Here is an 8892-nt window from a genome sequence, read left to right as displayed (position 1 = left end):
GATTGCCTCGCCCATCAACATGAAAACAGAGTCGGTTTCCTCAGCATTACCACTACCACGGGCCGGAGCCCCCTACCGCGCGAGCGGTTTCGTTCGTTCGACCCATTTCGGACGCACGTCACGGCAATTCGAATGTCCGAAGTGAGGCGCATAGCAGCCGAGCTATCCACGAAACGACGACGAGTGTCACGCCGAGGATCAGGCAGTCGGCGCTCAGGCTTTACGCGGGTACGGACCGGCCAGTCAGGATTTCAAAGCATATGATCGGGCGCGCAACGAAACTTGCGAACGTCGCGTACGCTCGCTCGGCCTTTCCGCACTGCAGGGAGGTTCTTGACGAATTCGCCGAATCGCAGTGGCATTTCTACGCCCGCCGATATGTATGGACGCTGGCGCAAATCACCGGGGATGCATCGCCGTCGGAACTTATCGCCGTCAAACCGACTCCACGTCGGCCATCGGCGCACGCGGCTACTGGCCGTGGCGCAGCAGGGAGATATTGAGAAGCGGGGAAAAGACCAGTCAGGGAGTGACTGATTTGATTGGTTATTATTTTAGGGGCAAAGCGCTAACCCTTGTCGCAGCTAGGCCTGTCTACAGCAATAAAACGCAGCGAAATCAAGGGGACCCGTGTTGTGCGGTGGTGTCGCCGACGCCGCCCAGCTACAGCGTGATGCGGCTATCCAGCGCGAACCGACCTGCGCGAATGGTCATGCGACCTTCGCCTCGAACCATTTCACGATGCCCTCTCCGATCTCGTGGGGGTGGTCCTCCATCAGCATGAAAACGCCGGGCCCGAGGTCGAGGGTGTCAATGTTCTTAAAGTTGCTTGCCGCCCATGCCGCATTCTCCGGCGTCACAAACAGACCGGGGGTCGCGTGAATCAACAGCTTCGGAATTGGTGATTCAATCAGCCATTCACTGTACTTGGCGATCACCCAAGCCGTGTCGATCGGCTCACCCCCAAAGGGCCAATCGCGCGGAAGCCGGGCCATTGGGCGGCGCGACTCCCAATCCGGGAACGGGGCTCGATACTGGTTCATCTCCTCCTCACTGAGCTTTCGCAATGTGACGGCCGGGATGGTACTTTCCACGATCAGGTTCTGCCCCATCAGAAGCTCGGGGCCGGTTTCCGGCGAGCGGAGCTTTTCGAACTCGTCGGCGATGAGCGGCCAAGTCTCCTTGAGCGTCCCCGGCGGCTTCACAGGAAACTCAAAGAACGCAACGCCGCGAATGCGTTCGGGAAATCGCCGAGCCACATCGAGGCCGACAAGCGCGCCCCAGTCGTGAAGAACCAGCGTGATATTCCGAAGGTCCAACTGCACCACGAACTCTTCGATAAATCTGATCTGATCGAAGATCCTGTACTCGATGTCGGGGTGATCGGATTTCCCGAACCCAATGAAATCCGGCGCGATACAGCGGCCAAGCGGCTCAAGATGGGGGATAACGTTTCTCCAGCAATACGACCAGTGAGGATTACCGTGCAGAAACAGAAATGGGTCACCCTGGCCGACATCAACGTAGTGAAGTCTTGAACCATAGAGGTTGGCGTAGTTTTCGGCATAGGCGAACTCGGCCGAGATTGGCCTTTTTGTATCTGCGGCTGAATTAGCTTGCATCACGCTGATGCCTCCGATTGAGTATATTTGCGCGTATCGGCGCGGAAAGAAGCCCGACAACGGATTGCCGGCTTGCACGCTTCTTCGCCGGAAAATGGTTTATAGCCGATCTAAGGGTCGGCGAAGGTCGCTTGCTGAGTCATGGTGGACTTCTTGCTGTTTGCGGCGCGCACGGCCGCTTCGGGCTACGCCCTTCGCGGCAGTGCGTCAGCACGAGAAGCCAACCACTGTCAGATTTAGTCTAGGTCACTGCATCTTATGGCGTGCATCACGCCCCATCCGCGATCACACCGTTACTACGATTTTGCCGAACTGACCGCTTTGCTCCAGGTAGCGATGTGCCTCCACCATTTCATCAAACTTGAATGTGCGATCGATGACCGGCTTCAGTGCACCGTTCTCAAGGCCCTTGAGGACGTATTCCACTGCTGCCTTCCGGCGTGTTTCGTCGCCGGTCGTGAGCCAGATGTTGTGACCTTTGATAACCGGCATCTTGGCGATCATCGCCAGCACCGGCATCGGGGTGTCGCCCTCAGCGAGCGCCCCGTAGATGTACACGACGCCCTGGAAGGCTAGCGCGGAGATCAGCTTCGGGAAGTTCGGGCCGCCGACTGGGTCGAATGCGACGCGTGCACCCTTGTTGTCCGTGAGACGCATCACTTCCTGCACCAAATCGACCTCATCCGTTGCAATCACATGCGCGGCGCCTGCTTCGAGCAACTGCTGCTTCTTGGCCGAGGTACGCGTCAGCGCAATGGGAGTCGCCCCTGCATAGTTGCTGAGCTGGATCGCCGCGAGTCCAACACTGCTGGAGGCTGCGGGAATGAGAACGAAATCACCCTTGCCTACCTTGGCGTCTTCGATGAGCGCGCCGTAAGCTGTCACGAACATCATCCACGCCGACGCCGCCTGCTCAAACGAGAGTGAACTCGGGTGCTTCACAACAGCATAGGCCGGTACGATGATGACCTCGCCGTACGTGGCGTACTGGTTCATCGAAAACGAGGGTATCACGTTGACCGCATCACCCACCGCGAAGCCAGTCACGTCTGCGCCAACCGCATCGACGATGCCGGCAGCTTCGTACCCCAAACCTGCCGGGTACTTGACGGGTTCGGTGTATGCGTCGTTTCGCCACATCGACTCGGCGCGGTTGAGGCCGATTGCCTTGACCTTGATGCGAACTTCAGCGGGACCGGGAGCCGCAACCTGCATCTCGATGAATTCGAGAACTTCCGGACCGCCAGACTTCGCGAACTTAATAATGCGTGACATTAGAATCTCCTTGATTAGCGCCAGTGAACTCAGGCGGCTTTTGCAGGCTTAAAAGCTTCCACGCTTTTAAGAGTGATAGGACCCGTGTAGCCTTTTTCAGCTGCCCGCCTGCGGACGAACTCACCGTTGATCCGCAAGTTTCTGTTTTGTTCGGCAGCCCGGCTCCGTCTATGTCAGTCAGGCCGCCGAGACGCCGCCGTCCACGGCGACGGCCTGCCCGGTCAGATACGAGTTTTCCTTCGCGCAGAGCATCAGCATCGTCGCTACGACTTCTTCTGGCGTGCCGAGGCGCTTCATCGGCGAGCCTTGCGCGAGAAAGTCCTGCTTGTTGCCGATGTCGCTGCCGGTCACCATCGGCGTCGTGCTGTAGAACGGGCATACCGCGTTCACGCGAATCCCGCGGCGGGCATATTCGACCGCGGCCGTTTTCGTCAGGCCGACGACCGCATGCTTCGCGGCCGCGTACGCGGCGAGCTTCGGCGCGCCGCCGAGCCCGGCCATTGACGCGACGTTCAGAATCACGCCGCCGCCCTGCGCGAGCATCCGGCGGATCTGGTGCTTCATCCCGAAGAACACGCCCTTCGCGTTAACCGCGAAGGTCAGGTCGAGATCGGCTTCGTCGGTGTCGATCAGCGCCTTCATCGACGGCGCGATCCCCGCGTTGTTGATCCCGATGTCGAGCCGGCCGAACTGCGCGACCGCCGCGACGACGAGCGCTGCGACGTCCGCCTCGACGCTCACATCGCAGCGCTGCGCGATGACATTCGCGCCCGCTGCGCGCAGCGGCGCGGCGACGCGCTCGAGCCCGTCGGCGTCGAGGTCGCCGAGCGCAAGCCGCGCGCCCATCGCCGCGAGCTCGTGCGCAAGCAGCGCGCCAAAGCCGCTCGCGGCACCCGTGATCATCACGACCTGGCCTGCATAGCTGTCGATCTTCATCGCCGCCTCAGATCGTGATGCCGCCGTCGACGACGATGCATTCGCCGCTCGTGTAGCTCGACGCATCGGACACCAGATAGAGCACGGTGCCGGCCATCTCGCGCGGCTCCGCATGGCGGTGCAGCGGGATCTCGGCCATCCAGCGCTCGTAAATCTCCTTGTCCTCAAACAGTTCGCCCGCGAACCTGGTCTTTGTAAGGCCGGGCAGCAGGGCGTTCACGCGAATGCCGAGCGGCCCGCATTCCTTCGCGAACGCCTTCGTCATGTTCACGACGGCAGCCTTCGTGATCGAGTAGATGCCCTGCTTGTCGCCGGGCTGCAGCGCGTTCACCGACGCGATATTCACGATCGCGCCGCCGCCCTGCGCCTTCATCATCTTGCCAGCCTCGACCGACACGAAGAAGTAGCCGCGGACATTGACCTCGACGGTCTTGTTGAACGCGGCGAGATCGGTATCGAGGACGTGACCGAAATACGGATTCGCGGCCGCGTTGTTGACGAGGATGTCGAGGCGGCCGTGCTTGACGCGGATGTGCTCGAACGTGGCCTCAATGTCGTCCATGCGGCCGATGTGGCACGCGAGCGCCTCGGCCCGGCCGCCGGCCTTCACGGCCTCGTCGGCGACCGCCTGGCAGTCCTCTAGCTTGCGGCTCGACACGATCACGTGCGCGCCCTGCTCCGCAAGCAGCTTCGCGATTTCCTCGCCGATCCCGCGGCTCGCGCCGGTCACGAGCGCGATTTTCCCGGTCAGGTCGAACAGATTTGTTGCCATGTTTCGTTATCCCAATTAATTCAGAATTTGACAAAGTTGTTGTTCGTCGCGTTTGCGCCGCGGCCTCAGCGATGTGCGTCGATCACACGCACGGCCTCATCGGCCAGCTGCAGGTTCAGCGCGATCGCGCTCGACGCCCGCGCGGCGAGTACCTGCGGCGCGGTGAACGCGATCGTGCCGCCCGAGCTCACCGTGAGCACACGCTGCTCGCCGCCTGCTGGATCACGGCGCGCGTTTGGCCTACCCGTACAACGGGATCCGCAATCGCCCGCCGAGGGTGCCGACAGCACCTGTCACGAGAATGATCATCGGATCAGTCTGCACATGAGAATTTCGCCCGGATGGCGAGCTCTTGCGACCCTCAGGCGATATCAGCGAAGTCACCGTGCCGGCCCTTTCCGGCCGCGAAACGTGCCGCACCATTGGTACCTTCCTTATGGTGGGCTTCCAGCCCAGTCGCCCATTCGCGCTTGAGTGCATCACGCACCTGCAGCCCATAGGTTTCATAGACGCTTGCGCGGTCTGCACGCACCGCCGCTTGCGGAAAGCGGGCGATTTCATGTGCCAAGCTTTCTGCAACCGCTCTTGCCTCTCCCATTGGCGCGATTTTTTCGCACAGTCCGATTCGATATGCTTCTTCCGCGGGGACTTTTCGTCCAGTCAGGATGATCTCCATGGCGCGGCCTTGACCGACGAGTCGTGGCAATCTCACTGTGCCACCATCGAGAAGCGGAATCCCCCAACGTCGGCAAAACACGCCGAAATAAGCATCCTCGGACATGACGCGAATATCGCACCAAAGCGCCAACTCCATGCCCCCGGCCACGGCGGGACCTTCGACGGCAGCGATCACAGGCTTCGACAGTTCCAGCCTTGAGGGCCCAAGCGGGCCGCGCGGCGCGGGGGCCGCGCCCGGCGGAAATGCAAGGCCTTCGACGATCTCGGTCTGGAATCGTTTCCGATCCGCAAGGCCCGCAGCGTATTTGAGGTCCCAGCCGGCGCAGAAGGCACCGCCCGCTCCCCAAAACACGGCAACCTTGGCTTCAGGATCGGCCTCAAATGCAAGGAATGCGTTTGTCAGCGCGTCCGCCGTTTCCGGGTCACCGGCATTACGTGTATTTGGCAGGTCGTTGATGACCGTCGTCACCGGACCGTTCCTTTCGACATAGACGCTCATAGCAATACTCCTTCAGAGTTGAGTTGGACAATTGATCCAGATGGGCACTTGCGAGTGCGCGAACAGGCGAGCTGTAGTCAGCGCTAAGCGGTCTTCGTCTCAGCCAGAGAGAGTTCCTCACACATCCGTTCACGCATGACGAACTTCTGAATCTTTCCGGTAACGGTCATTGGGAAACTGTCGACGAAACGAACGTAGCGCGGAATCTTGTAGTGTGCGATCCGGCCACGGCAATAGTCGCGGATGTCCTCCTCCTCGAGCCTGCGTGAGCCGCGCAGGAGGACCCACGCGCACAATTCCTCACCGAATTTGACATCCGGCACCCCAAAAACCTGAACGTCCTGTATATCGGGATGGGTGTGGAGGAAGTCCTCGATCTCTCGGGGAAAGATGTTCTCGCCGCCACGGATAACCATATCCTTGATGCGCCCGACAATGTTGCAGTAACCCTCGTCGTCGATCGTGGCGAGGTCGCCGGTGTGCATCCAGCCTTTTTGATCGATCACCTCGGCGGTGCGCTGCTCATCGCCCCAATATCCGCGCATCACGGAATATCCGCGGGTGCAAAGCTCACCAGAGGTCCCTCGCGGAACTACCTGTCCTTCCTCATCAACGATTTTCACCTCGATATGAGGAAGAACGCGGCCGACTGTCGATACGCGCCGCTCCAGCGAGTCGACACGACTGGTTTGAAAACTAGCCGGACTCGTCTCGGTCATCCCGTAGGCGATCGTGATCTCCCCAATCCCCAAGCGGTCGACGACGCGCTGCATCACTGCGAGGGGACACGGCGCGCCAGCCATGATGCCAGTGCGTAGCGAGCTGAGCCGGAAGCGATCGAACTCAGGATGCTCTAGAAGTGCGATGAACATCGTTGGCACTCCGTATAGTGCTGTGCACGACTCGTTCTCTATTGCAGCGAGCACCGCGCCCGGTTCGAAGGCCGCGCCCGGAATGATCATGGCCGAGCCATGCGTGATACAAGCCAAATTGCCCATTACCATCCCGAAGCAATGGTAAAAGGGAATAGGAATGCAAACTCTATCCCCGGGCCCAAGGCCGAGTTCTTCGCCCACGAAGAATCCATTGTTAACTATGTTGTGATGCGTGAGCGTTGCGCCCTTCGGTTCGCCAGTCGTACCGCTGGTGAACTGAATGTTAGTAGGGTCGTCGAAATCAATGCTGACATCGGCTACCGATGCGCCAGAAACGAAGCGATCTGTCGAGAGATCCTCGAAGGGGATAGCTGTCGCGACCGTTGGACCGCCGATTTGAATGACGATCTCCAGATCGGGCAGGGCTTGCGCGCGCAATGCGCCGGATTTCGATGTTTCGAACTCAGGGGCAACGCTTGCCAGAATATCGAGGTAGTTGCTGGTCTTGTGCGATGTCGCGCAGACAATTGCGCGACAACCAACCTTCCTGAGAGCGTATTCGATCTCCGCAGAACGGTAGGCCGGATTAAGACTGACGAGGGTCAGTCCAGCCTTGGCCGAGGCGAATTGAGTCAGCACCCATTCAATGTTGTTTGGGGACCAGATCCCGATTCGGTCTCCGGGAACGAGCCCGAGGGCCATTAGACTTCGCGCTATGGCGTCGGCTCGGTCTCTCAGCTCGGCATAGGTCAGGCGTATCCCCTGCTCGCAAGCAACGACCGCAAGCTGATCAGGCCAAGTCTTGGCGGCGCGATCCAGCGCCTCCCCGATTGTCTCGCCCAGTAGGGGCCGACACGCCAAGCCAGACACGTAGCTTGATGATCGCCCCACCTCCCCGTGAACCCTCTCCGTTGAGAGCATGCCGCCTCCATGTAACGTTGGTTTCATTAAATAACACTGTTATTTTCATGTCAAGTCATTATTTTAGGTATCATGTGGTTTTTCCTCATGAGCCCTATGCCACCTGTCAACCCTGACTTTGAGGCCAGCAAGGAAGCGCGCGAGGTCGCGCTCAACCAGGCCCGGCGCCAACTTGTTCTGGACGGAGCCCGACGGGTTTTCAACCGCAGGGGCCTGGACGGCGCCTCGATGCGTGCAATCGCCGCCGAGGCGGGCTGCACGACTGGCGCGATCTATCCACTTTTTCCTTCGAAGGAAGCGATCTATGCCGAGCTGCTCGCGGAGTCGCTGGAGCGATTACATGAATGCGTCGAAGCGTCCTTCCGACTTGCGCCCAATCCGCGCGCGAAATTGAAAGCGGCCGCGCTTGCGTTCCTTTCGTACTATCGAGAAAAGCCCGACGAAGTGGCGCTGGGACTCTACCTTTGGCACGGGCTACGTCCGCGAGGACTCAGTCCCAACTTGAATGCCCAGCTGAACCGTCGTCTTGCGCTTACGCTAGATCTGTTGCGCGGAGCACTGTGTACCCTCGGCGATCTCACAGAGCCATCGGCCCGACTCGAGGCGAGCATGCTCTTCGCCTTTTTGATCGGTGCACTTATCGTTCATCAGACTGGCCGTCTGCGCTTGCTCGATAGCGATCTCGACGCCATCGCTTCAGGTCATCTCGAGGTGCTCCTCTCACGGTTGGGGAAAGCTTAGATACGAGCAAATGAAAGCAGGGCAGCGCACTCGGTCGCAATGGAGACGTGACGAATGCCGCTTTGTCAGGCTGGCGTTCATGGCCGAATCTGTTCGTCGCTGCACATACGAGCGACGCGATGACGGATTTCGGAAACACCGCGCCGCCGGCGACGGACTGGCGCCGCCGTAGAACTCTGTCACGCCCCACCGCCACTGCCCGCCCGCTGGCAACCACGCCCCGCCAGCGCGCGCCCTTCAGTTCGATCAGCGGATCCTTCGCCGCGCCTCGTTCGCCGAAACGACCAACCGGGAGACGACGTGAACGAAGCGATGCGGGATGCGCCTCCGTTTCGCATATTGCGCCAAAATCAATCTCCGATTGAGATCTCTAATCGAGATCAGTTAATTCCGCCTAACGCTGCAGACGGCTCGACAATGTGCGGATTGCAGTACTTTGCTCCAGGACACTCGCCATGGGAAATTGACTGGCAGCTCCTGGCCGAGGGTGTGTGAAAACACACTGATCGCCTACACTGAATCAACGCACTGAGATCGGGTGACTCATGAAGCGATTCGTTGAAGGCGATGACC

General features: G+C 59.9%; 8 protein-coding genes. 1 reads left to right on the top strand and 7 read right to left on the bottom strand.

Annotated elements, in window-relative coordinates:
• Nucleotides 1–710: 710 nt before the first annotated feature.
• The 7 genes from P3T16_RS34515 to P3T16_RS34485 form a co-directional block, all read right to left on the bottom strand.
• The gene (locus tag P3T16_RS34515) at nucleotides 711–1700 is read right to left on the bottom strand and encodes a haloalkane dehalogenase (RefSeq protein ID WP_429260427.1); all 990 of its coding nucleotides are present in this window, start codon (nucleotides 1698–1700) and stop codon (nucleotides 711–713) included.
• A gap of 207 nt (nucleotides 1701–1907) precedes the next feature.
• The gene (locus tag P3T16_RS34510) at nucleotides 1908–2897 is read right to left on the bottom strand and encodes a zinc-dependent alcohol dehydrogenase family protein (RefSeq protein ID WP_429345624.1); all 990 of its coding nucleotides are present in this window, start codon (nucleotides 2895–2897) and stop codon (nucleotides 1908–1910) included.
• A gap of 177 nt (nucleotides 2898–3074) precedes the next feature.
• The gene (locus tag P3T16_RS34505) at nucleotides 3075–3833 is read right to left on the bottom strand and encodes an SDR family NAD(P)-dependent oxidoreductase (RefSeq protein WP_429345623.1); all 759 of its coding nucleotides are present in this window, start codon (nucleotides 3831–3833) and stop codon (nucleotides 3075–3077) included.
• Nucleotides 3834–3840: 7 nt separating this feature from the next.
• Nucleotides 3841–4605, bottom strand: coding sequence for an SDR family oxidoreductase (locus P3T16_RS34500; RefSeq protein ID WP_429260424.1), 765 nt, complete (start codon nucleotides 4603–4605; stop codon nucleotides 3841–3843).
• 65 nt (nucleotides 4606–4670) lie between these two features.
• Nucleotides 4671–4805, bottom strand: coding sequence for a hypothetical protein (locus P3T16_RS34495; RefSeq protein WP_429345622.1), 135 nt, complete (start codon nucleotides 4803–4805; stop codon nucleotides 4671–4673).
• A 161-nt stretch (nucleotides 4806–4966) separates the two neighbouring features.
• Complete coding sequence (locus tag P3T16_RS34490) at nucleotides 4967–5782, bottom strand: crotonase/enoyl-CoA hydratase family protein (protein ID WP_429345621.1); 816 nt, start codon at nucleotides 5780–5782, stop codon at nucleotides 4967–4969.
• 83 nt (nucleotides 5783–5865) lie between these two features.
• Complete coding sequence (locus P3T16_RS34485) at nucleotides 5866–7578, bottom strand: AMP-binding protein (RefSeq protein ID WP_429345620.1); 1713 nt, start codon at nucleotides 7576–7578, stop codon at nucleotides 5866–5868.
• Between the two features lie 96 nt (nucleotides 7579–7674).
• Here P3T16_RS34485 and P3T16_RS34480 point away from each other — a divergent pair, with 96 nt between their 5' ends.
• On the top strand, nucleotides 7675–8319 hold the full coding sequence (locus P3T16_RS34480; protein ID WP_429345619.1) for a TetR/AcrR family transcriptional regulator: 645 nt from the start codon (nucleotides 7675–7677) through the stop codon (nucleotides 8317–8319).
• Nucleotides 8320–8892 lie beyond the last annotated feature (573 nt).

It is taken from the genome of Paraburkholderia sp. GAS42, assembly GCF_050436565.1.
Lineage (GTDB): Bacteria > Pseudomonadota > Gammaproteobacteria > Burkholderiales > Burkholderiaceae > Paraburkholderia.
Note: the sequence above shows the minus strand (reverse complement) of the source record. Positions and strands in the feature narration are given on the sequence as shown.

Excerpts from the sequence above, each read along its gene's own strand:
- P3T16_RS34510 (WP_429345624.1), bottom strand. The coding sequence starts at position 2,897 with ATGTCACGCATTATTAAGTTCGCGAAGTCTGGCGGTCCGGAAGTTCTC.
- P3T16_RS34505 (WP_429345623.1), bottom strand. The coding sequence starts at position 3,833 with ATGAAGATCGACAGCTATGCAGGCCAGGTCGTGATGATCACGGGTGCC.
- P3T16_RS34490 (WP_429345621.1), bottom strand. The coding sequence starts at position 5,782 with ATGAGCGTCTATGTCGAAAGGAACGGTCCGGTGACGACGGTCATCAAC.
- P3T16_RS34485 (WP_429345620.1), bottom strand. The coding sequence starts at position 7,578 with ATGCTCTCAACGGAGAGGGTTCACGGGGAGGTGGGGCGATCATCAAGC.
- P3T16_RS34500 (WP_429260424.1), bottom strand. The coding sequence starts at position 4,605 with ATGGCAACAAATCTGTTCGACCTGACCGGGAAAATCGCGCTCGTGACC.
- P3T16_RS34480 (WP_429345619.1), top strand. The coding sequence starts at position 7,675 with ATGCCACCTGTCAACCCTGACTTTGAGGCCAGCAAGGAAGCGCGCGAG.